Source organism: Janthinobacterium sp. KBS0711, assembly GCF_000988085.1.
Taxonomy (GTDB): domain Bacteria; phylum Pseudomonadota; class Gammaproteobacteria; order Burkholderiales; family Burkholderiaceae_D; genus Janthinobacterium; species Janthinobacterium lividum_E.
The window spans coordinates 29,551-51,870 of record NZ_LBCO01000024.1; the positions used below are offsets into that span (position 1 = coordinate 29,551).

Genomic DNA, 22,320 nt, shown 5'->3' on the forward strand with positions numbered 1-22,320 from the left:
GGCCTCGACAACGCGTCCGAAGGCGTGTACGCCGTGTACGACCTCGGCGGCGGCACCTTCGACATCTCGATCCTGAAACTGAGCAAGGGCGTCTTCGAAGTGCTGTCCACGGGCGGCGATTCGGCCCTCGGTGGCGACGATTTCGACCGCCGCCTGTTCTGCTGGATCAGCGAGCAGGCCAAGCTGGCGCCCCTGTCGGACGAAGACACGGCCATCCTGATGGTGAAAGCGCGCGAGATCAAGGAAACGCTGTCGACCAAGCCGGAAACGATGATCGACGCGGCCCTGAACTCGGGCGAAGAGATCCACCTGCGCATCACGGCGGCCGACTTTGCCGCCATGACGCAGCATTTGGTCGCCAAGACCATGAACGCCATCAAGAAGGCCTTGCGCGACGCGAACGTGGATGCGGACGACGTCGACGGCGTGGTGATGGTTGGCGGCGCCACGCGCATGCCGCACGTGCAGCGCGCCGTCAGCGAATTCTTCCACACGACGCCGCACGCGAACATCGATCCCGATAAAGTGGTGGCGCTGGGCGCCGCCATCCAGGCGAACTTGCTGGCAGGCAACCGCGCCGCCGGCGACGACTGGCTGCTGCTCGACGTGATTCCGCTGTCGCTCGGTATCGAGACCATGGGCGGCCTGGTGGAAAAAATCATCCCCCGCAATTCGACGATCCCGTGCGCCCGTGCGCAGGAATTCACGACCTTCAAGGATGGCCAGACGGCCTTGGCCGTGCACGTGCTGCAGGGCGAGCGCGAACTGGTGAGCGACTGCCGCTCGCTGGCGCGTTTTGAATTGCGTGGCATTCCGCCGATGGTGGCGGGCGCCGCGCGCATCCGCATCACGTATCAGGTCGATGCGGACGGCTTGCTGTCCGTCTCGGCGCGGGAACTGCGCTCGGGTGTGGAAGCGTCGATCAGCGTCAAGCCGGCCTATGGCCTGGGCGACGACGACATCGCCCGCATGCTGCAGGATTCCTACACGTCGGCCGACGTCGACATGGTGGCGCGCGCGCTGCGCGAAGAGCAGGTGGAAGCGGAACGCATCCTGCTGGCCACGCGGTCGGCGCTCGATGAAGACGGCGGCTTGCTGGACGACGCCGAGCGCGTTGTCGTGGATGGCTTGATGAACCGGGTGCGCGACGCCATCGTGCAATCGCAAAGCGGCGCCATTGACCACCAGGCCTTGAAGCTGGCGATCGAGCTGCTCGCCGACGGCACCGAGGATTTCGCCTCGCGCCGCATGGACCGCAGCGTGCGCACTGCCTTGACGGGTAAATCCCTGGACCAGGTCGTACAAGACTAATTGAACAGCGCGCCGCCGCGAGCATAGCCTGCGGCGGCCGCGCTCCGAATGACAGACTGAAAGAAGAAACCATGCCACAAATCGTTATCCTGCCGCACGCCAAGCTTTGCCCGGACGGCGCCGTCATCGAAGCACCTGCCGGCAAATCCATCTGCGACATCCTGCTGGAAAACGACATCGACATCGAGCACGCCTGCGAAAAATCGTGTGCCTGCACCACCTGCCACGTGCTGGTGCGCGAAGGCATCGAGTCCCTGAACGAAGCGACGGAACTGGAAGAAGACATGCTGGACAAGGCCTGGGGCCTGGAAGCCGTGTCGCGCCTGTCGTGCCAGTCCATCGTGGCCGAGGCCGACCTTGTCGTTGAAATCCCGAAATACACGATCAACCAGGTCAGCGAAGGCAGCCACTAACATGAAATGGTCCGACATCACCGCGATCGCCGAAGCCTTGTACGACACGCATCCGGACATCGATCCCCTGACCGTGCGTTTCACCGACCTGCATAACTGGGTGGTGGAACTGGATGGTTTCGACGATGACCACACGCGCGGCGGCGAAAAAGTGCTCGAAGCGATACAGATGGCGTGGATCGATGAAGCGCGCTAAGGGCGCGGCAGCCGCCGCCACCGCAGTCGCTGCGCCGAAAGACGTCATCACGGCCGCCAGCAACATGCCCGAGATCAAGGATGGCCAGTCGGTCGCCCTGCTGCAGGAATTGCACATCCTGACGCGCGACGGCAAGATGAACCAGGACAGCCGCCGCAAGCTCAAGCAGGTGTACCACCTGACGCAGTTCATCGAGCCGCTGCTGCGCGAAGTGCAGCTCGATCACCCTGGCGTCTCGCTGGTGGACCACGGCGCCGGCAAATCGTACCTGGGCTTCATTCTGTACGACCTGTTCTTCAAGAACGGCAACGACGGTTCGCACATCTACGGCATCGAGACGCGCGAAGAGTTGGTGCAGCGCTCGCAGGAACTGGCGAAGAAATTCAAGTTCCCCGGCATGTCGTTCCTGCCGCTGTCCGTGGCCGAATCGACAGAATCGAACTTGCTGCCGCAGCAGATCGACATCGTCACGGCCTTGCATGCGTGCAACACGGCCACCGATGATGCGATTCACTTCGCCTTGAAGAAAAAGGCGAAATTCATGGTGCTGGTGCCATGCTGCCAGGCGGAAGTGGCGTCCGTGTTGAAGAAGAACAAGGGCAAGAGCCTGGGCAAGAACGTCTTGACGGAACTGTGGCGCCACCCGCTGCACACGCGCGAGTTCGGCAGCCAGATCACCAACGTGCTGCGCTGTTTGCAACTGGAAGCGCACGGCTACCAGGTCAGCGTGACGGAATTGGTGGGCTGGGAGCATTCGATGAAGAATGAACTGATCATCGCCAGTTATAAAAATCTGCCGCGCCAGCGCCCGACGGAACGCCTGCAGGAAGTACTGCAGACCTTGGGCCTGGAAGAGATGGGACACCGTTTCTTTGCCGAGGAATTGGCCAAGGCGCAGGCCTGATTGTTGGATTACGCGGCAAGCCGCTAATCCAACCAACCAAACCCGCCACCGCCGCGCAGGTTGGGTAGGTCGGATTAGCGCGCAAGCGCGTAATCCGACAATCACCGGGCAATCAGCAACAACGGCAACAAGAGGGGAGGAGCGGGTCGGTTACAATACCGGCTTTCTCCTCCCTTGCTTTTTGCGCCTCCCCATGACCACACCAATCGAAATGCCCACCGTCCGCCTGGCCAAGCGCCTGTCTGAAGACGTGCCCTGTTCGCGCCGCGAGGCCGAGCTGTATATCGAGGGCGGCTGGGTCACGGTCGATGGCGTGCTGGTGGAAGAGTCGGGCGCGCGCGTGGCCGACAATCAAACGGTGGTGCTGCTGCCGAGCGCGACCCTGGAAGAAATGCCGCCCGTGACGATTCTGCTGCACAAGCCGGCAGGGATCAACGGCGGCGTGGGCAGCGAAGGCAAGCCAGCATTGAGTTGTTTGCGTCCCGAAGAGATTTTCACGCCGGAAAATGTGGCGCCCAGCTCCGTCACGCGCTTCCTCAAGCGTCATCTGATCGGTTTGACCATCACCAATCCGCTCGACACCATGGCGTCCGGCCTGCTGGTGTTCACGCAGGATTTCCGCGTCGCCCGCAAACTGGTCGACGAAGCGAAAACGGTGGAGCAGGAATTCATCGTGGAAGTGTCGGGCGCCATTGCCGAAAACGGTCTGGCGCTGCTCAATCACGGCTTGCCCTTCAATGGCAAGCCTTTGCCGCCGATCAAGGTCAGCTGGCAAAATGAAACGCGCTTGCGCTTTGCCCTGAAAAACGTGCAGCCGGGCCAGATCGCGCACATGTGCAAGATGGTGGGACTGGAGGTCGTCGCCATGAAGCGCTTGCGCATCGGCCGCATCCCGATGGGCGCCATGCCATCAGGCCAGTGGCGCTATCTGCAAGGCTACGAGCGCTTCTAAAGCTGCGGCGCCGTGATGGAATGGCTTTCTGCAAAGCTTTTCCATAGCCGTTCGGCAATATTCAGCGCGATGGTGTCGGCCTTTTCCTGCAGGGCCGCATTGCCCATGCTTTCCGTCGTGGCAAAGAACAGGGTCAGCCAGCGGCGGAACATGCAGGGCGTGAGGTTTTCCATTTGCGCGTGCTGGGCCAGCGGCTTGCCGTGGTAGCGCATGGTGCCGCGCAGCAAGCCTGACCAGAAATCGATCAATGTTGCCAGATGAGCATCCCAATCCTTGACCTCGGCGGCAAAGATGGGGCCCAGCATGGCGTCGTCGCGCGCGGCCGCATAAAAGGTGTGGACGAGATGCTTGACTTCGTCTTCGCTGCAGACTTCCTCGCGGTAGGGAGCGAAGCGTGTGTGGGGGAGGGGGGCGGTATTCTTCATGGCATGCCATGATCGCAGAGCCCCCATGGCGCTTCAATGACCCAGGTCAAGCCGCGTAAAACTCAGGCGGCGACTTTCTTCGGCTTCTTCGCGGGGGCTGGCAATTGCACGATCTGTGTGCCCACCAGCTTGTCGTGCAGGAATTGCCCATTGCCCGTGAACAGGGCCGTGCTGGACCAGGCCAGGATGCCCACGCCGATGGCGCCCAGGGCTGTCCAGTGCTGCAAGTCCAGCAGATACGATACCAGCAGGGCTGGAAGCAGCCACATCCATGACAGGACGTAGCGGTAGGCGGCCACGCGCAGCGGCACGTGGGCATGGCCCGGTAGCATCAGTTGCAAGCGCCACGTCTTCATGGCCAGGGTTTGCCCTTCGCGGCTCCACTGATGGATGAAATACGCGCCCATGACGAGGAAGGCCAGGCATTGGCGCATGTGCTCCGTCAACGGCGTATGCGCGCCTTGCACGGCCAGTTCAAACAGCAGGAAGGGCAAGAACAGCACGGCCAGGGCCAGCAGCGACTCGTATACCATGGAAATCAGGCGGCGCTTGATCGTGGGATGGGAAGTGATGCTGGCGGCAGGCGTGCTATTTGACATTGGTTGGCAGTGGGGCAGGCGTGGCAGGTGGCGTGACGGGCACGGCGGCGGCGGGTGGTGTGGTGGCGGCAGGATCGCTTGCCGGCACGGCCGTCGCTGCGGGAGCGGGCGGCGGGACGGGCGCGGCGGCAGGCGCTGCCGGGGTGGCGGGCGCCATGAGCACGGGCGGCTTGCTCGTGTTGGAATTGATCGCGGGCACCTTGCCCAGCGGTTTTTTCGGCACGAGTTCCGTCGCCAGCTTTTTCTTCTGATCTTCCGGCAATTGCTGGTATTGCTCCCATTGCGCGGTTTTTTGACCCGGATCAATCTTCTTCGTGCGCGTATAGTTTTCGCGCACGAGGCGGCGTTGTTCCGGCGTCAGCTTGATCCATTCGCGCATGCGGTCATGCACGCGGGTTTGCTCGTCCGGCGTCATCGAAGCAAAACGGCTGGCGATATCGAGCCATTTCTGCTTGCGCAGCGGTTCCAGCTTGTTCCATTCCCCCGCCAGCGGCTGCAGGGCTTCCTGCTGCGCGCGCGACAGCTTGTTCCACGATGGATTCTCGCCAGCCTTCGGCGTGCCGCCCTTGCCGCCCGTGCGGGGCGAGCCGGGCTTGACGGCCGGGGCCGGTGCCACCACGGGCGCGGCCGCCACGGGAGGAGGGGGCGGCGCGGCATGTTGCTGCGCGCCTACCCAGGCAGCGCCCGCCAGGGCGCAAGCACCCAGGCCGATGCCGCCAGCCAGCCAGCCTTTGCGTACGCTCGTGCGTGCCATTTATTGCTCGCGTTTCGTCAAGTAGGCGTTGAAGCCATGGTCCATATAGGCGGAGAGCGGCAATTCGTCCGACAGGACGGCGGCGTCGATTTCTGCCAGTTCGGCAATATGTTGTTCCTGCTCAAACTGATAGATGCCCACCAGGCCGCCGACCAGCAGCAGCAGGGGGATGACGACGCTCATGCGGCCCAGCCACGACAGCGGTTCGACAAACAGGCTGCTGGCGATGCCGGCGAAGACGTCCTTGCGCACGGCGACGGCGGCGGGCGCGTCCGCCTTCTTGCGCGACAGGGCCAGCTTGCGTGCTGCTGCCAGGCGATCGGTGGCCGATGCGGGCAGGTCGTCGAGTTTTTCGTTCAGTGCATGGCGCACTTTGTAAGCGAAATTGAGATCGTCGGTGTTCATAATTTAATTCCCTTGGCTTTCAGCGATTCGGCGAGCGTGTGGGTAGCTCTAGAGCAATGTGTTTTCACGCTACCTTCGGAGCAACCCATCGCTTCCGCTGTTTCAGCCACATCCATGTCCTGCCAATAACGCATGAGGAAGGCTTCGCGTTGACGTGAGGGCAGTTTTTGTACCTCTGCATCAATCAAATCAAGGATTTGCGCGCGTTCGACCTGGTCGGCCGACGATTCGGCGGCACTCGAGCCCTGTTCCGATTCATAAGTATCAAGTATATCAAAATCTTCATGCTCGTCGCCCGAGGGCTTCATGCCGGAAAACAGGCTGACCCAGGTGTTGCGAACTTTTTCGCGGCGGAAATAATCAAGGATGGTGTTCTGCAAGATGCGCTGGAACAACATCGGCAGCTCGGCGGCCGGCTTGTCGCCGTATTTCTCGGCCAGCTTGATCATGGCGTCCTGCACGATGTCGAGTGCCGATTCTTCCTTGCGGACCGCGTAGGCGGCCTGCTTGAAAGCGCGCCGCTCGACATTTTCTAGAAAGTCGGATAATTCTTTGTCTGTTGCCATGCGGTATGGGGATCTTAGCGGCTGCGGGGTGCGGTGGGCGAAATGGGGGCGGGTATGCTTTTTGCAACCCCGTGCATGCTAGCAAAAAATGTGCGTTTCCGCAGGGTTTTTGCACGACGTGCGGGCGAAATGGCCTTTCGGCCGACATTTTCCTTGACCATAATGGTGCAACGCGATAACGTATGGGACGCTTTGAACACCCCAAAGCCCTATGGTCAGGTCGCGACCGGCACACAAGGCCATCCGCGGCAAGACGCGCTTTCATTTGTAGGCAGTTTGTTCTAACCCGCGCCACAAGCGCGAGCGGTTCGTACAGGCGCCACAGAAACTCCGGCCAAACGAGTTGCGTTAAGCGTTGTTTTGTAAGGTATCTATGGGTGCCCAAAGAAATGTCGTGACCGCATGAAAAGGGAAGCAGGAGCACTGTCGCGCACGGCGAACTTCGTCAGGAAAGAACATCCGATCAATCTCCAATGGACCTTGAAAGGAATGTTTCATGAATACCGAAGCAAAGGGACCTGCAACAGGTTCCACAACAGGACCGATCACGGGCGCAGAAATTGTCGTGCGCTGTCTGGCTGAAGAGGGCGTCGAGCACGTCTTTGGATATCCGGGCGGAGCCGTACTCTACATCTACGACGCCATCTTCCAGCAAAACAAATTCCAGCATATCCTGGTACGCCACGAGCAGGCCGCGATCCACGCCGCCGATGCCTATTCGCGCAGCTCGAACAAAGTCGGTGTCGCCATCGTCACGTCCGGTCCGGGCGTCACGAATGCCGTCACGGGCCTGTCGACCGCGTACATGGACTCGATTCCCATGGTCGTGATCTCCGGCCAGGTGCCGAGCCACGCCATCGGGCAGGATGCGTTCCAGGAATGCGACACGGTCGGCATCACGCGCCCCGTCGTCAAGCACAACTTCCTCGTCAAGGACGTCAAGGACCTGGCAGCGACGATCAAGAAAGCCTTCTTTATCGCCCGTACCGGCCGTCCGGGACCCGTGCTGGTCGATATCCCCAAGGATATCAGCATGCACAAATGCAACTTCGACTATCCGAAGGAAGTCGAGATGCGTTCCTACCGTCCCGTCGACAAGGGCCACTCGGGCCAGATCCGCAAGGCCGTGCAGCTGTTGCTGCAAGCCGAACGCCCGATGATCTACACGGGCGGCGGCGTCATCCTCGCGCATGCGGCTCCCGAGCTGAACAAGCTGGTCGACCGCCTGGGTTTCCCTTGCACCAACACCTTGATGGGCCTGGGCGGCTACCGCGCCTCGAGCGAGCAGTATGTCGGCATGCCCGGCATGCACGGCACCTATGAAGCGAACATGGCGATGCAGAACTGCGACGTGCTGATCGCCATCGGCGCCCGTTTCGATGACCGCGTGATCGGCAACCCGAAACATTTCGCTTCGCATCCGCGCAAGATCATCCACGTGGACATCGATCCATCGTCGATTTCCAAGCGCGTCAAGGTCGATATCCCCATCGTCGGCAACGTCAAGGACGTGCTGATCGAGTTCCTCGCGCAACTGGACGCGGCTGAAGCCAAGCCGAACGTCAATGCCTTGAGCAACTGGTGGAAGCAGATCGCCGAATGGCGTGGCCGCGAATGCCTGAAATATCCGACCTCCGACCTGGTGATCAAGCCGCAATCGGTGGTGGAAAAGGTGTTCCAGATCACCAAGGGCGACGCCTTCATCACGTCCGACGTGGGCCAGCACCAGATGTGGGCGGCGCAATACTATGGCTTCGACAAGCCGCGCCGCTGGATCAATTCGGGCGGCCTGGGCACCATGGGTGTCGGTTTGCCGTACGCCATGGGCGTGCAGATGGCCAATCCGGACGCCACCGTTGCCTGCATCACGGGTGAAGGTTCGATCCAGATGTGCATCCAGGAACTCGCCACGTGCAAGCAATACCACCTGACGCCGAAGATCATCATGCTCAACAACCGCTTCCTCGGCATGGTGCGCCAGTGGCAGGAAATCGATTACGGTTCGCGCTATTCCGAGTCGTACATGGATTCGCTGCCCGACTTCGAGAAGCTGGCCGAAGCGTATGGCCACGTGGGCATGAAAATTGAAAAACCGGGCGACGTCGACGGCGCCCTGAAAGAGGCGTTTGGCATGAAAGACAGGCTGGTATTCATGAACTTCATTACCGACCAGTCCGAAAACGTGTGGCCAATGGTGAAAGCCGGCAAGGGCCTGTCCGAAATGATGCTCGGTTCGGAGGATCTCTAATCATGCGCCATATTATTTCTGTCTTGCTGGAAAACGAAGCGGGCGCCCTGTCGCGCGTGGTGGGCCTGTTCTCGGCACGCGGCTACAACATCGAAACATTGACGGTGGCGCCGACGGAAGACTCGACCCTGTCGCGCATGACCATCGTCACCAGCGGCTCGGACGACATCATCGAGCAGATCACCAAGCACTTGAACCGCCTCATCGAGGTAGTCAAGGTGGTGGACCTGACCGAAGGCCAGCATATCGAACGCGAGTTGATGCTGATCAAGGTTCGGGCCGTGGGCAAGGAACGCGAGGAAATGAAGCGCACCGCCGATATCTTCCGTGGCCGCATCATCGATGTCACCGAAAAGACGTACACGATCGAACTGACCGGCAACAAGGTCAAGCTCGACGCGTTCATCGATTCGATCGACCGCGCCGCCATTCTGGAAACCGTCCGCACGGGTGGTTCCGGCATCGGCCGCGGCGAACGCATCCTCAAAGTATAAAAATACAAGCAGCACTACGCGGCCCTGGCGCCGCATTTAAAACAACAACGCATCATCAAATATATAGGAAATACCATGAAAGTTTTTTACGACAAAGACGCTGACCTCTCCTTGATCAAAGGCAAAAACGTTGCCATCATCGGCTACGGTTCGCAAGGCCATGCACACGCGCAAAACCTGAACGATTCGGGCGTCAACGTCACCGTCGGCCTGCGCAAGGGCGGCGCTTCGTGGACCAAGGTCGAGCAAGCCGGCCTGAAAGTGGCGGAAGTCAACGACGCCGTGAAAGCGGCCGACGTCATCATGATCTTGCTGCCAGATGAAAACATCGCCCAGGTCTACAACGAAAACATCGCGCCGTTCGCCAAGCAAGGCGCCGTGCTGGCCTTCGCCCACGGCTTCAACGTGCATTACGGCCAAGTCGTGCCACGCGCCGACCTGGACGTGATCATGGTCGCGCCGAAAGCCCCGGGCCACACCGTGCGCGCCACCTACACCCAGGGTGGCGGCGTGCCCCACCTGATCGCCGTGTACCAGGATAAATCGGGCATCGCCCGCGATATCGCCCTGTCGTACGCCTCGGCCAACGGCGGCGGCCGTGCTGGCATCATCGAAACGAACTTCCGTGAAGAAACCGAAACGGACTTGTTCGGCGAACAAGCCGTGCTGTGCGGCGGTGCCGTGGAACTGATCAAGGCCGGCTTCGAAACCCTGACGGAAGCGGGCTACGCGCCTGAAATGGCGTACTTCGAGTGCTTGCACGAACTGAAGCTGATCGTCGACCTGATCTATGAAGGCGGCATCGCCAACATGAACTACTCGATCTCGAACAACGCCGAATACGGCGAGTACGTGACCGGTCCTAAAGTCGTGACGTCGGCCACCAAGGATGCAATGCGTCAATGCCTGAAAGACATTCAAACGGGCGAATACGCGAAGAGCTTCATCCTGGAAAACAAGGCTGGCGCACCGACCCTGATCTCGCGCCGCCGTTTGACGTCCGAGCACCAGATCGAAGAAGTGGGCGCGAAACTGCGCGCCATGATGCCTTGGATCGCCAAGAACAAGATGGTTGACCAGTCGAAGAACTAAGCAGTTGTAGTGCATCACAAGAAGCCGGCGCAAGCCGGCTTTTTTTATGCGCATCGTTTGGCAGGCAACATCCGTTACAATCAGGTCCATTCAACAATACCGTGCGCACCATGCTTGTTTTTTCTAAAGTTTTTGTCGGGAATCTTCATGTGCTCAAGCGCCCCTTCCTGGTGACCATCAGCTGCTGGTTTCTGCTCCTCGGCTCGCTGTCAGCGCTGGTGTCGTCCTACCTCGGTCGCAACGATCCCGCCATGCTGGCGGGAATGGGGCACAGCGTGATTCCCGCCGAGGTGCAATACGCGATTTTGATGTTTAGCATGGGCATTAACCTGGTAGCGGCGCTGGCCATGCTGCAAAGGCGGCGTGGCGCGCGCACCGTGTATCTGGCGTGGGGCGTGGTCGACATTGCGTTCTGTCTGGCGACCCTGCCGCTCAAGATGAACGTCCTGCCAGGCGCGCTCACGTTCGCCGTCATCTGCGCCTTCCTGTACAGTCCGAAATCGAATGCCTGGTTTTCGCCACGCAAGGCGGCCAATGATGCCTGCATGACGCCAGCTTGAGCACGGCTGCTTTCGTTCGCACGTTTTCCGCCCGCCTCCTGTCTTTTTATATTCCTATATAATCCCGCCCTTCCTTTGCAGTTTCATACTTGACTGCATCTGTTTCGGTATCTGCCGACCGCAACGCGCATCACCGCTTTCGTAGCACGCCAGGCGCTGGTTTACCAGCTGCTTGCGCAACCTGAAGGACCCCTATGACCGACCGCACTACCGCCACAGTACCCATGCCGGGCACTGCCGAATCTTCCATTTCCGAACGCCTTCCCGTCCTGGCCTTGCTGGCCCTGGCCATGACGGCGTTTCTCGCCCTCCTGTCGGAAACCTTGCCGGCCGGCTTGCTGCCGCAGATTGCCCGTGACCTGAATATTTCCGAAGTCATGACGGGCCAGCTGGTCACCGTCTACGCCATCGGTTCCATCCTGACGGCGATTCCCCTGACGGCGCTGACGAGCGGCTGGCGCCGGCGCAATGTCTTGCTGCTGGCCATCATCGGCTTTTTGATCTTCAATACGGCGACGGCCCTGTCGCCCAACTATATGGTCGCCCTGGCCTCGCGCTTCGTCACGGGCATGGCCGCCGGGCTGGCCTGGGGTTTGATGGCTGGCTATGCGCGCCGCATGGTGAGCGTGGAGCAGCAGGGCAGGGCGATGGCCATTGCCATGATCGGCACGCCGCTGGCCCTGTCCTTGGGCGTGCCGCTGGGCACCCTGATGGGCGGCGTGCTGGGCTGGCGCAGCATCTTCGGCATCATGTCAGGCCTGGCCGTGGTGCTGGTCGCGTGGGTGCTGCTGGTCGTGCCCGACTATCCGGGGCAAAAGAATGGCGAGCGCCTGTCGATCCGCCAGGTATTCATGACGCCGGGCGTGCGGCCGATTCTGGCGGTGATCGTCGCCTGGATGCTGGCGCATAACATTCTGTATACCTACATCGCGCCGTTCCTGGCGCCGTCCGGCTTGCGCCCCCGCGTCGATCTGGTGCTGCTCGTGTATGGCGTCGGTTCCCTGGCAGGCATCTGGCTGGTCAGCCAACTGATCGACCGCTGGCTGCGCCCGCTCGTGCTGGGCTGCATCGCCGCCTTTGCCCTCGTGATGGTGGCGCTGGGGCTGGCGATGGACTCCCCCATCGTGATCTATGTCAGCATGGCCGTCTGGGGAATCACCTTTGGCGGCGCCGGCACCTTGCTGCAGACGGCGTCGGCGGATGCGGCCGGCGACGGCATGGACGTGGCGCAAGCCATGGTGGCGACCATCTGGAACGTGGCCATCGCGGGCGGCGGCCTGGCGGGCGGCATGCTGCTCGACGGCTATGGCGCGGCATCGTTCCCATGGGCCATGCTGGCCTTGCTGCTGGTGGCGTTGACCATCGCCTGGTGCGCCCACCGCCACAGTTTCAAGCCGGGCCGGCGCAGCGGTGACGCGGTGGTCGGCCACTGATAAGTCATTAATAACATTGTTTTTTTAAGTGGTGGTGTATTGAAATGTGAGCAGATGTGACTGGCAAGCGCATTTTGTGACGATTTGTTAATTTGCGCCACGGGAATGAATGAGGCGTTAGAATCTACACAGTTTGACAAGTTTCTCAAGCGAAAGGGGCGGCAAAACTGCCCCCTTCGCTGGCTGTCAGCCACATTAACTACCTAGGAGTACCCCCATGACCGTGATGAAATCCGTCCTTGTTGCCGCCGCAGCCACCGTTGCCCTGAGCGCACAAGCTCAATCCCTGCCGACTTCCGGCACCCTGGTGGTCGTTCCCGCGTTTGGCGAAGTCAAGCATGTCAATGACCAGGTGGTCGCTACCCTGGCCGTCGAAGAACAGGACAAGGACAAAGCCGCGGCCGCGTCGCGTGTCAACCAGAAGATGAACAAGGGCATCGCCATCGTCAAGCAGGCTGACCCGTCGGCGGCATTGAAATCGTATGGCTACTACACCTATCCTGTGTATCCGGAAGAGCGCCCATTGCCGGCTGGCGCCGTTGCCAAGCCGCGCCTGCCAACGGCCTGGCGCGTGGGCCAGTACTTGGAAGTGACGACGGCCAACCTGGCCTCCCTGCCCAAAACCGTGTCGGCGGCGCAAGGCGTGCTGACCCTGAATGGCTTGAATTTCGGTCTGAAGCCGGAAACCATCCGTTTGCTGGACGAGCAGCGCATCGCCGCCACCTATAAAAACCTGAATGAGCGCGTGGCCGCCATCGCCAAGGCCATGGGCCGCAACGTTTCCGACGCCGTGCTCGATACGGTGGACTTCGAAGGTTCGGGCAATTACGTCACGGAAAACCGCTCTGCCGCCGCACCGATGATGATGCGCAGCGCCAAGATGAGCGAAGACAGTGCCGTCGCCGAACCGAGCTTCGAGCCGGGCGAAACGACGCTCGACATGCGTGTCGTCGGCAAGGTCAAGTTCAAGTAAGCTTGTCAACGGGAAATATTTCCGCGTTAGACTGTTTTAAAAATCATGGGGCTGTTGGCCCCATGGTCGTTTTTGCCCCCATATTTTCCAGGAGAACACCATGACCGTCATGAAATCACTGCTGGCTGCCGCCGCCGCTACCGTTGCCTTGGGCGCACAAGCCCAGGCCTTGCCCACCTCCGGTACCCTTGTGGTGGTGCCCGCCAACGGCGAAGTGGTGCATGCGAACGACCAGGTGACCGTCACCCTGGCCGTCGAAGAGCAGGACAAGGACAAGGCCGCCGCCGCCTCGCGCGTGAACCAGAAGATGAACCAGGGCGCGGCCATCGTCAAGAAAGCCGATCCGCAAGCCGTGCTGAAAACCCAGGGCTATTACACGTATGCCGTGTATCCTGAAACGGCGCCATTGCCGCCTGGTGTCGCCGCCAAACCCAGAGTGCCGACCGGCTGGCGAGTGGGCCAGTATCTGCAGGTAACGACGACGAATCTGGCCGCCTTGCCGAAAACCGTGTCGGCTGCGCAAGGCGTGCTGACCCTGAACCGCCTGAACTTCGGCTTGGCGCCCGCCACCATCCGCAAGCTCGACGACCAGCGCATCGCCGCCGCCTACAAGAACCTCAACGAGCGCGTGGCCGCCATCGCCGGCGCCATGGGCCGCACTGTCAATGACGCCGTGATCGACACCATCGATTTCGAAGGCTCGGGCAACTATGCGCAGCGCGCCAACGTGGCCGGCGCGCGCGCCAGCATGAGCGCCGACTCCATGGGCTATGGCGGCAACCAGGTGGCCGAACCTAGCTTCGAACCAGGCGAAACGACCCTGAACATGGGTCTGGTAGCCAAGGTCAAGTTCAAATAAGGCTTGAACAGGGATCAATATTGTCAGCTTGACGCCGCCGCGCTTTTCTTTGGCGGTGGCTCCTCTATAATGACAACATCGGCAGGCGCATGCCGTGACACTCATGCGCCTGCCATCTGGCACCGATTCCCCCGCAGTACACAAGATATGGAACAACATGGCAAACTTCCCCCGTCGTAGAGGCAAGAACGGCACCCCCGCAGTCTCCAAAGCGTCCCGCTTCAGCAAATTCGCGCGCCAGCCGGTGACCGATGGCACTGGCAAGAAAACCTTGCGCCGCCGCGGCATCTACCTGTTGCCGAACGCCTTCACGACGGCAGCCCTGTTTTGCGGCTTCTACGCCATCGTCATGGCCATGAACCAGAAATTCGAGCACGCGGCCTGGGCCATCTTCATCGCCATGATCCTCGACGGCCTCGATGGCCGCATCGCCCGCCTGACAAATACGCAGAGCGAATTCGGCGCCCAGTACGACAGCCTGTCGGACATGGTGTCGTTTGGCGCCGCGCCGGCGCTGGTGATCTACGAATGGTCGCTGCGCGGCATGGGCAAACTGGGCTGGCTGGCCGCCTTCGTGTATTGCGCCGGCGCCGCCTTGCGCCTGGCCCGCTTCAACACGAATATCGCCGTGGTCGACAAGCGCTTCTTCCAGGGCTTGCCCAGCCCGGCGGCGGCGGCCATGGTGGCCGGTTTCATCCTGCTGATGAATGACCTGGAATTTGCCGGTAACCAGCTGGCCTGGGTGTCGTGGACGATCGCCCTGTTTTCGGGCCTGACCATGGTCACCAACGTGCCGTTCTACAGCTTCAAGGATGTGAATTTCCGCAAGTCCGTGCCCTTCATCGTGGTATTCCTGCTGGCATTGTTCTTTGCGCTCATTTCCATCGATCCGCCGAAGGTGCTGTTCCCGATTTTCGTCGTGTATGGCCTGTCCGGCTACGCCGTGTTTTTCTGGCGCATGGCGAAGGGCAAGCCCGTCAGCATCATCCAGACCGACCCCGAGCATTAATGCGGTGAGTCGGTAGCGTCGCCAGTCTTCAGCCAGCCAGGAGCAGCCATGACCACCAGCAACCGACTCATCATTTTTGACACCACCCTGCGCGACGGCGAGCAATCGCCGGGCGCCTCCATGACGCGCGAGGAAAAGCTGCGCATCGCCAAGCAGCTCGAGCGCATGAAGGTCGACGTGATCGAAGCGGGCTTCGCCGCCGCCTCGCAGGGCGACTTCGAGTCGATCCGGGCGATTGCCGGCGCCGTGCGCGAGTCCACCATCTGCTCGCTGTCGCGCGCCAACGACCGCGACATCGCCCGCGCCGCCGAGGCCCTGGCGCCAGCCGAGCGCAAGCGCATCCACACGTTTATTGCCACGTCGCCCCTGCACATGCAGATGAAGCTGCGCATGACACCAGAGCAAGTGCTTACGCAGGCGCAAAACGCCGTGCGCTTTGCGCGCCAGTTCACGGACGACATCGAATTCAGTCCCGAAGACGGCAGCCGCTCCGATGAAGATTTCCTTTGCCGTGTGCTCGAGGGCGTGATCGCCGAGGGCGCCACCACCATCAATTTCCCCGACACGGTCGGCTACGCGGTGCCCGAAATCTTCGGCGCGACCATCAAGCGCTTGCGCGAACGCATCCCGAACTCCGATAAAGCCATCTGGTCCGTCCATTGCCATAACGACCTGGGCCTGGCTGTCGCCAATTCGCTGGCCGGCGTCATGATAGGCGGCGCGCGGCAGATTGAATGCACGGTCAATGGCCTCGGTGAGCGGGCCGGCAATACGGCGCTGGAAGAAGTGGTGATGGCGCTGCGCACGCGCGCCGCCTATTACAACCTGACGGTGGGCATCGATACGACGCAGATCGTGGCCGCGTCAAAGATGGTGTCGCAGATCACGGGCTTTGCCGTGCAGCCGAACAAGGCCGTCGTGGGCGCGAACGCCTTTGCGCACGCGTCCGGCATCCACCAGGATGGCATCTTGAAGGCCCGCGAAACGTATGAAATCATGCGCGCCGAAGACGTGGGCTGGACGGCCAACAAGATCGTCCTCGGTAAGCTCTCGGGGCGCAATGCCTTCAAGCAGCGGTTGCAGGAGCTGGGTATTTCTCTGGAATCGGAAGCAGAAGTCAACGCGGCCTTCCTGCGCTTCAAGGAACTGGCCGACCGGAAATCCGAGATTTTCGACGAAGACATCATGGCCCTCGTCAGCGAGGAGCAGCAGGCGCAGGAGAGTGAGCACTACCGTTTCATTTCTCTGATGCAGCAGTCGACGACGGGCGCCGTTCCCCATGCGCGCGTGGAGTTTCTCGTCGGCGGCCAACAGCGCAGCTGCGAAGGGCAGGGCGACGGCCCCGTCGACGCCACCGTCAACGCCATCGAAAGCTCGGTCGCCAGCGGCGCCGAGCTGGTCTTGTTCTCCGTCAATGCCATCAGCACGGGCACGCAGTCGCAGGGCGAAGTCACCATGCGATTGTCGCGCGACGGGCGCATCGTCAACGGCGTGGGTGCTGATCCGGACATCATCGTCGCGTCGGCAAAGGCGTATTTGTCGGCACTCAATAAACTGCATGCCAAGGATGAGCGTATCGATCCGCAGCCGTAGACGCGCCGCGCCCGCGGCGCGACGCTTCCTGCCCGTGCGCCGGCTTACTTGCGCACAGGCATGTCGCTGCGGTAACGGATCGATGCCTGCGTGACGATGCCGCTGCAGTTGTCGTCGTAGTCAATGGCGGCGCGCGCCAGCTTGCCATCGCCATCGAGCGCGAAATCGAGCACGCGGACCGTGCCTGTATTCACGCCGGAGCAGCCTACCTTGGCCGTCCCCTGTGCTCCGCTGGTGTTGCCTGCGCCGTAAGTGAACGTCAGCCCTGACTGCCAGGTGAGACCTGGTATGGCGAGCAGGAAGACGTTGATGCGCGTAGGGGACAGGAACTGCAAGGCGTTTGTATTGGCCATGTAGAGCGTGTTCGGTGCGAACTCGGTGCGTGCCGTGCTGTCGATCTCAAACTCGCCGTTGCCAGTGCGTGAACTGTAGGCCAGGGCCTGCGAAAGGTCGCTCAGTACGTCTATGCTGATCTGCCGGCTGTCCGTTTCGCCTGCGGCGTTCGTGGCATCGAGCGCCATTACCGCGATGCCCCTTGATGGCGTCGCGCTGGAGAGGGTGACGCGGGCGGCGTTGGGATTGTCCATCGTCAAGGTCGGCCCCGACACCTGCCGCCAGCGCGTGCTGCTGACGGGTGCGCCGTTGGCCGACGAAGCGCCGGCGTCCAGTGTCAGCGTTCCCGCTGGGCCCAGCACCAAGGGCGCCATGCCGCCGGTACCGATGGCGGCGCGTATGCTTTGGGCCACATTCACATTGACCCCGGGGGTGAACAAGGTATTGCCGGCCGTATCGCGCACGAGTGCATTCGTCTTCGCGTTGAGGCGCACGTCGTAGATGGCGCCCGCCTTGAGCTGGCTCAATGGCGTGACGGTAACGATGGCGCCGTTGTAGCTGATTTTGGCTTCTATGGTGCCAGCATCGGCGCTTTGTCCTTGAAAGAGGGCGTCGGTAACTGACGTAGTGTCGAGCGGCCGGGAATAAGCCCACGACAAGCTCCCGCTGGGCGCCATGGCGCTGACGTCTGGCGACACCAGCAGCTTGAAATCGGTAGCCAGGACAGGTTTGATTTCGTAATAGTCCAGATTGGCCTTATTGCCTGGAAACCAGTTGCCGCTGCTCCAGAGAAGTCCCACATCCAGGCCATCCTGCGCACGGATCACCGTGTCTCCCAGCAATGAGTCAAATTGATTGCGATTGTCCGCCTTGACGCGCAGGCTGGCCTTGCTGTTGTTTGCGCCGCTCAGCACCAGTTCGCCGGCATCGGCATAGCTGTCGAACCAGGAGCTCAGCGGGATGCGCGTAGCGACATCGAGGCTGCCTCCCAGAAGGTTGCTGGCCAGGTGGAATCGGATGCTGGTGGCCGTGCGCGCGGTATCGAGCCTCAATTCATGCTGCACGTCGAGGCCCGTGACGGTGTCGTTCTTGGTAGTAGTGGCATCGGAAAATGCCATGATGAACGGCTTTGTGTCGGAGTAGACATGCAGCAGCCGTGAGAGGGCGCCATTGGTGTAGTCGAAGCGCACGCTGCCCTGTATATCCTGGCGTGGCGTTTCCGTGCGGTCGCCGAACCCTGGCATGAAGCTGATGATGCCGGCCAGTTGCTGCTGTGCCAGCGGCGCCGTGAAGGCAATGTTCATGGTGCCGTCGAGCACGCCGTCAAGCTCCTTTACGCGGCAGTTTGCATACGTCACGCTCAGCTTGTCGCCAGCGCTGACGCGGCCGTTGCCATCGGCATCAATGAAGGCTGCACTCTGGCTGCCGCCGTTGCCACAGGTCCTGGAAGCGGTGCCGCTGGTGCTGACGCGTGCCGACCAGTCAACCACCATTTGCGCCACAGCCAGTGGCGTGGCGCCGTAGGCCAGTGCGAGCGTGGGTGCCGAGTCGGCATTAATTGCATTCAACAATAGTGGTGTATCGGCACTGCTTGCCGGTGGTGTTACGGGCGGTGTCACGGGTGGCGTGGCGGTGTCGCTGCCGCCGCCACCGCCGCATGCGCTCAGCAAGGAGGCCAATAACAGGGTTGCGGGGATGGAGTGGCAGGCAAAATGACTGAATCGGTGGACTTTTTGCGGGTGGTCGAGCATCTGCTTCCTTGTTGGCGGTGGATGAGTGACCAGACATGTTAGTTTGGCCATTTTTTGCCCGACTTTACAGACTAATGCCGTGCAAAAACTCACACATTGTCACGCGCACGCAAGCGATGCTCCTCCGTCACCAAAAAAACCGCCGCTCCTCCTTGTCCGGATCGGGCCCGTTCATCATCATGCGCACGATGCCGTCGTGGTCGAAGTGCACGTGCATCATGGAATCCCACACGCCCGATTCCTTGTAGCGGTAGGACCAGACGTAGAGCTTGGGCAGCGGCAGGTAGGATTTTTCCGTCGGGCGGCCCAGGGTGTGCAGCACGTCTTGCTGGGTCGACACGCCGACCTTGATGCGGGCAAAGCCTGGTGTGTCGAGCACTTGCTCGTAGGAAATCAACCTGTCGTCGGGGCCGAAACGGGCCATATACGTGTACTGGCCGTACGGTCCCGTCGCGTATTCGAGTTCGGGACCCGTGGGTAGCTGGTAGATATTCGTGGGACGGCCCAGGCGCGCTTCCACGGCGGCGCGCGGCTCGCCCGGCTGTGGCGGCGGGACGTTCCAGCTGGCGCAGCCGGCCAGCGCGGCAAACAGCAGCGGCGTTGCTAATTTGAGCAGTTTTTTCATGTTTGACCTCCTGAAATGCAGGAAAATCCTATCATGCGCCGAGAAAAGGCCGCACGGCAGGATACAGGCGGGCATTTTTCCGATATACTTGCGCGTCTGGTTGGAAGCATAGGCCAGTATTTTAATAATCGTAGTTCACGGTGGATAGGGTTCAGACTCTGTGCACCGCATGTGAAAGGTTTATCATGACAGTAGAAAACATCAACAAAGCCGCTATCATCGCGGACAACGCACGTGGTCAAAACGACACCGGCTCCCCTGAAGTGCAAGTTGCACTGCTGACAGCTCGCATCAACGAACTGAACGGCCACTTCAAAGCCCACTCGAAAGATCACCACTCCCGCCGCGGCCTGATCATGATGGTCAACCGTCGTAAGAGCCTGTTGTCCTACCTGAAGGCTAAAGACGCTACCCGTTATCGCGACCTGATCGCTAAACTTGGTCTGCGCAAGTAATTTTTGCCGTACAAAGTTTATACAGAAATGCCTGCGCCAGTTCGCTGACGCGGGCATTTTGTCATTTGAATTCCGGATTTTTGTCGAGAAGTACAGTATTCTCTACCGATATCATGTTTTAAAAGTAAAGTAGTAAAGGCGGCAACAGTGTTTCCGTCGCCTGTGGTGAGGTGAACGACAGCCCCTGAAAATCTGTCGGCAATTAGAAAAGGGATACCCCATGTTTAACAAAGTTACGAAAACCTTCCAGTACGGTCAACATCAAGTGACCCTGGAAACCGGCGAAATCGCACGTCAGGCATCCGGCGCAGTGCTGGTGTCGATCGAAGATACCGTCGTTCTGGCAACGGTGGTGGCACGCAAAGATGCCAAGCCAGGCCAGGATTTCTTCCCTTTGACGGTTGATTATGTCGAGAAAACCTATGCTGCCGGTAAAATCCCGGGCGGTTTTTTCAAGCGCGAAGGCCGTCCTTCCGAAAAAGAAACACTGACCTCCCGCCTGATCGACCGTCCTATCCGTCCGCTGTTCCCGGAAGGTTACTTGAATGAAGTGCAAGTCATCATTCACGTGCTGTCGGTCAACCCTGAAATCGATCCGGACATCGCCGCCATGATCGGCGCATCGGCCGCCCTGTGCGTATCGGGCGTGCCTTTCAATGGTCCTATCGGCGCCGCGCGCGTCGGTTACGCCAATGGCCAGTACATCCTGAACCCGACCGTCCAGCAACTGAAAACGTCGGAAATGGACCTGGTTGTCGCCGGTACCGAAACGGCCGTGCTGATGGTCGAATCGGAAGCGAAACAGCTGTCCGAAGAAATCATGCTGGGCGCCGTGGTCTTCGGCCATGACCAGATGAAAGTCGTCATCGACGCGATTCACGACCTGGTGCGTGACGGCGGCAAGCCGGAAGTCGAATGGGCGCCTGCGCCGAAAAACGAAGCACTGATCGCCCGCGTCGCGCATTTCGCCAACGCCAAGATCAATGACGCGTATCAAACCAAGGACAAGCAAGAGCGTACGGCCAAGCTGAAAGCGGCGACGTCGGAAGTGATCGCCGACCTGTCGGCTGAAGTGGCTGCCAACGGCGGCGCGGCTATCGACAGCGCTGAAGTGAACAACATCCTGTTCGACATCGAAGCGAAAATCGTGCGTACGCAAATCCTGGACGGCGAGCCACGCATCGACGGCCGCGACACGCGCACCGTGCGTCCGATCTCGATCCGCACCAGCGTGCTGCCACGCACCCACGGTTCGGCCCTGTTCACGCGCGGCGAAACGCAAGCGCTGGTCGTGGCAACTTTGGGCACCGCCCGCGACAGCCAGAAGATCGATGCGCTGATGGGCGAGTTCACCGATTCGTTCATGCTGCATTACAACATGCCTCCGTTCGCCACCGGCGAAACGGGCCGTGTCGGTACGCCGAAACGCCGCGAAATCGGCCACGGCCGCCTGGCCAAGCGTGCGCTGATCGCCGCCCTGCCAGCAGCTGAAGAGTTCAGCTACTCGGTGCGTCTGGTATCGGAAATCACGGAATCGAACGGTTCCTCGTCGATGGCATCGGTGTGCGGCGGCTGCCTGGCGCTGATGGACGCCGGCGTGCCGATGAAAGAGCACGTGGCCGGTATCGCCATGGGCCTGATCAAGGAAGGCGGCAAGTTTGCCGTGCTGTCCGACATCCTGGGCGACGAAGATCACCTGGGCGACATGGACTTCAAGGTAGCCGGTACCCGCAACGGTATCACGGCGCTGCAGATGGACATCAAGATCATGGGCATCACCAAGGAAATCATGCAAGTGGCGCTGGCGCAAGCCAAGGAAGGCCGTGAGCACATCCTGGGCGAAATGCAAAAAGCCATGCCGCACGTCAAAACCGAACTGTCCGATTTCGCACCGCGTCTGATCACCATCAAGATCAACCCGGAAAAAATCCGTGACGTGATCGGCAAGGGCGGCGCCGTGATTCGCGCGCTGACCGAAGAGACGGGCACCCAGATCGACATCAGCGACGAAGGCGTGGTCACCATCGCTTCCGTCGACGCTGCTGCCGGCCAGGAAGCCAAGCGCCGCATCGAAGAACTGACCGCTTCCGTCGAAGTGGGCAAGACCTACGAAGGCACCGTGCTGAAACTGCTGGACTTCGGCGCCATCGTGCAAGTCATGCCAGGCAAGGACGGCTTGCTGCACATCTCGCAGATCGCCAACGAGCGCGTCAACGCCGTGGCCGACTACCTGAAAGAAGGCCAGCTGGTTCGCGTCAAAGTGCTGGAAACGGACGACCGCGGCCGTCTGAAACTGTCGATGAAAGCTGCTGAAGGCAACGAAGCGCCAGCCGCTTAATGTCCTTCAGATTCGCCTGACTGCGGCCTCGG

23 protein-coding genes are annotated in these 22,320 nt (G+C 60.8%); 16 read left to right on the plus strand and 7 right to left on the minus strand.

Translation table 11 applies throughout. From position 1 onward, the window contains the following. The 5 genes from hscA to VM94_RS12700 all read left to right on the plus strand — a co-directional run. Nucleotides 1-1,311: Fe-S protein assembly chaperone HscA (gene hscA, locus VM94_RS12680; RefSeq protein WP_046684686.1), on the plus strand; the 1,311-nt coding region annotated here is incomplete at its 5' end. Nucleotides 1,312-1,382: 71 nt separating this feature from the next. Beyond that, a complete protein-coding gene (gene fdx, locus VM94_RS12685) occupies nucleotides 1,383-1,724 on the plus strand; it encodes an ISC system 2Fe-2S type ferredoxin (protein ID WP_034750070.1) in 342 nt (113 codons plus the stop codon). Between the two features lies 1 nt (nucleotide 1,725). Further along, nucleotides 1,726-1,920 (plus strand): Fe-S cluster assembly protein IscX, encoded by a 195-nt coding sequence (gene iscX / locus VM94_RS12690; RefSeq protein ID WP_046683834.1) that lies wholly within the window; start codon nucleotides 1,726-1,728, stop codon nucleotides 1,918-1,920. After that, on the plus strand, nucleotides 1,907-2,824 hold the full coding sequence (locus VM94_RS12695) for a class I SAM-dependent methyltransferase (protein WP_046683835.1): 918 nt from the start codon (nucleotides 1,907-1,909) through the stop codon (nucleotides 2,822-2,824). The genes iscX and VM94_RS12695 overlap by 14 nt, the downstream gene beginning before the upstream one ends. A gap of 193 nt (nucleotides 2,825-3,017) precedes the next feature. Beyond that, on the plus strand, nucleotides 3,018-3,776 hold the full coding sequence (locus tag VM94_RS12700; protein ID WP_046683836.1) for an rRNA pseudouridine synthase: 759 nt from the start codon (nucleotides 3,018-3,020) through the stop codon (nucleotides 3,774-3,776). On the opposite strand, the gene VM94_RS12705 is transcribed toward VM94_RS12700, so the two are convergent. The 5 genes from VM94_RS12705 to VM94_RS12725 form a co-directional block, all read right to left on the minus strand. After that, nucleotides 3,773-4,201, minus strand: a complete 429-nt coding sequence (locus VM94_RS12705) for a group III truncated hemoglobin (RefSeq protein WP_046683837.1) — start codon at nucleotides 4,199-4,201, stop codon at nucleotides 3,773-3,775. The two genes, VM94_RS12700 and VM94_RS12705, sit on opposite strands and share 4 nt — an antisense overlap. A 62-nt stretch (nucleotides 4,202-4,263) precedes the next feature. Next, nucleotides 4,264-4,800 (minus strand): RDD family protein, encoded by a 537-nt coding sequence (locus VM94_RS12710; RefSeq protein ID WP_046683838.1) that lies wholly within the window; start codon nucleotides 4,798-4,800, stop codon nucleotides 4,264-4,266. Then, nucleotides 4,790-5,554, minus strand: a complete 765-nt coding sequence (locus VM94_RS12715) for a DUF3106 domain-containing protein (protein ID WP_046683839.1) — start codon at nucleotides 5,552-5,554, stop codon at nucleotides 4,790-4,792. Before VM94_RS12715 ends, VM94_RS12710 begins: the two co-directional genes overlap by 11 nt. Further along, on the minus strand, nucleotides 5,555-5,959 hold the full coding sequence (locus tag VM94_RS12720) for a DUF3619 family protein (RefSeq protein ID WP_046683840.1): 405 nt from the start codon (nucleotides 5,957-5,959) through the stop codon (nucleotides 5,555-5,557). After that, entirely contained in the window at nucleotides 5,956-6,525 is a 570-nt protein-coding gene (locus VM94_RS12725; protein ID WP_034779551.1) for an RNA polymerase sigma factor, read from the minus strand. Before VM94_RS12725 ends, VM94_RS12720 begins: the two co-directional genes overlap by 4 nt. Nucleotides 6,526-7,021: 496 nt before the next feature. Between VM94_RS12725 and VM94_RS12730 the strand changes: the two genes are divergently transcribed. From VM94_RS12730 to VM94_RS12770, 9 genes are all read left to right on the plus strand, one after another. Continuing rightward, complete coding sequence (locus tag VM94_RS12730) at nucleotides 7,022-8,773, plus strand: acetolactate synthase 3 catalytic subunit (protein ID WP_082127698.1); 1,752 nt, start codon at nucleotides 7,022-7,024, stop codon at nucleotides 8,771-8,773. A 2-nt stretch (nucleotides 8,774-8,775) separates the two neighbouring features. Next, a complete protein-coding gene (gene ilvN, locus VM94_RS12735) occupies nucleotides 8,776-9,267 on the plus strand; it encodes an acetolactate synthase small subunit (RefSeq protein ID WP_010399754.1) in 492 nt (163 codons plus the stop codon). Between the two features lie 75 nt (nucleotides 9,268-9,342). Then, the gene (ilvC, locus tag VM94_RS12740; protein ID WP_034750044.1) at nucleotides 9,343-10,359 is read left to right on the plus strand and encodes a ketol-acid reductoisomerase; all 1,017 of its coding nucleotides are present in this window, start codon (nucleotides 9,343-9,345) and stop codon (nucleotides 10,357-10,359) included. A gap of 149 nt (nucleotides 10,360-10,508) precedes the next feature. Beyond that, nucleotides 10,509-10,919: a hypothetical protein gene (locus VM94_RS12745; RefSeq protein ID WP_046683841.1), complete on the plus strand. Its 411-nt coding sequence runs from the start codon at nucleotides 10,509-10,511 to the stop codon at nucleotides 10,917-10,919. Between the two features lie 194 nt (nucleotides 10,920-11,113). Further along, nucleotides 11,114-12,352, plus strand: a complete 1,239-nt coding sequence (locus tag VM94_RS12750) for an MFS transporter (protein WP_046683842.1) — start codon at nucleotides 11,114-11,116, stop codon at nucleotides 12,350-12,352. A 217-nt stretch (nucleotides 12,353-12,569) separates the two neighbouring features. Beyond that, on the plus strand, nucleotides 12,570-13,325 hold the full coding sequence (locus VM94_RS12755; protein ID WP_046683843.1) for an SIMPL domain-containing protein: 756 nt from the start codon (nucleotides 12,570-12,572) through the stop codon (nucleotides 13,323-13,325). 100 nt (nucleotides 13,326-13,425) lie between these two features. Continuing rightward, complete coding sequence (locus VM94_RS12760) at nucleotides 13,426-14,184, plus strand: SIMPL domain-containing protein (RefSeq protein WP_046683844.1); 759 nt, start codon at nucleotides 13,426-13,428, stop codon at nucleotides 14,182-14,184. 157 nt (nucleotides 14,185-14,341) lie between these two features. Further along, on the plus strand, nucleotides 14,342-15,193 hold the full coding sequence (gene pssA / locus VM94_RS12765; RefSeq protein ID WP_046683845.1) for a CDP-diacylglycerol--serine O-phosphatidyltransferase: 852 nt from the start codon (nucleotides 14,342-14,344) through the stop codon (nucleotides 15,191-15,193). A 48-nt stretch (nucleotides 15,194-15,241) separates the two neighbouring features. Then, nucleotides 15,242-16,786, plus strand: a complete 1,545-nt coding sequence (locus VM94_RS12770) for a 2-isopropylmalate synthase (RefSeq protein WP_046683846.1) — start codon at nucleotides 15,242-15,244, stop codon at nucleotides 16,784-16,786. Nucleotides 16,787-16,830: 44 nt separating this feature from the next. Here the strand turns inward: VM94_RS12770 and VM94_RS12775 are convergent, their stop codons facing one another. Together VM94_RS12775 and bamE are read right to left on the minus strand one after the other, a co-directional pair. After that, nucleotides 16,831-18,870, minus strand: coding sequence for an Ig-like domain-containing protein (locus VM94_RS12775; protein WP_138829161.1), 2,040 nt, complete (start codon nucleotides 18,868-18,870; stop codon nucleotides 16,831-16,833). A gap of 127 nt (nucleotides 18,871-18,997) precedes the next feature. Then, nucleotides 18,998-19,495 carry an outer membrane protein assembly factor BamE domain-containing protein gene (gene bamE, locus VM94_RS12780; protein WP_046683848.1) on the minus strand — a complete coding sequence of 166 codons (498 nt, stop codon included), beginning with the start codon at nucleotides 19,493-19,495 and terminating at the stop codon, nucleotides 18,998-19,000. Nucleotides 19,496-19,680: 185 nt separating this feature from the next. Between bamE and rpsO the strand changes: the two genes are divergently transcribed. Together rpsO and pnp are read left to right on the plus strand one after the other, a co-directional pair. Next, nucleotides 19,681-19,950, plus strand: coding sequence for a 30S ribosomal protein S15 (gene rpsO, locus VM94_RS12785; RefSeq protein WP_010399743.1), 270 nt, complete (start codon nucleotides 19,681-19,683; stop codon nucleotides 19,948-19,950). A 220-nt stretch (nucleotides 19,951-20,170) separates the two neighbouring features. Next, on the plus strand, nucleotides 20,171-22,288 hold the full coding sequence (gene pnp / locus VM94_RS12790) for a polyribonucleotide nucleotidyltransferase (protein WP_034750019.1): 2,118 nt from the start codon (nucleotides 20,171-20,173) through the stop codon (nucleotides 22,286-22,288). Nucleotides 22,289-22,320 lie beyond the last annotated feature (32 nt).